Origin of the sequence: Vibrio sp. OPT46 (assembly GCF_015163535.1) — a bacterium.
Classification (GTDB): domain Bacteria; phylum Pseudomonadota; class Gammaproteobacteria; order Enterobacterales; family Vibrionaceae; genus Vibrio; species Vibrio alginolyticus.
On record NZ_JADDYG010000400.1, the window covers coordinates 1 to 430 of the forward strand.

The following is a 430-nucleotide window of genomic DNA, read 5'->3' on the forward strand; positions in this document are numbered from 1 at the left end:
CGTAAGTGCTCCGGGTCATAACGGTAACCGTGAAGTACTGGCACCTGCGCCACCAAAAGATTAATGAACTTGTTTTACTCACCTCAGTCCAACTGAGGTGAGTGGTTCTAATAATAGGTATCTGAATGAAAAAACTATTTTCAGCGAAACTTTTCTCTGCGCTTGTTTTAAGCTTTTCCCTCTTTTCTACTGCACACGCAGCATCTCCTAAAGATGAATTAAACAAACGCCTTTCTATGAATGATGGCTTTAGTGCGGATTTCTCTCAGCAGGTTATCAGCCCTGAAGGCGAAACGGTTATGGAAGGAGAAGGTACGGTTGAAATCGCTCGGCCAAGCCTGTTCCGTTGGAGTACAACATTCCCTGATGAGAACCTATTGGTCTCTGACGGTAAGACATTGTGGTACTACAGCCCATTCATCGAGCAAGT

At 44.7% G+C, this 430-nt stretch carries 1 protein-coding gene; it reads left to right on the forward strand.

Annotated features, from left to right (window positions below; genetic code table 11):
• Window positions 1-125 precede the first annotated feature (125 nt).
• Window positions 126-430, forward strand: a 305-nt coding sequence (gene lolA / locus IQR33_RS18600) for an outer membrane lipoprotein chaperone LolA (RefSeq protein ID WP_193843916.1), incomplete at its 3' end; no start/stop codon positions are given.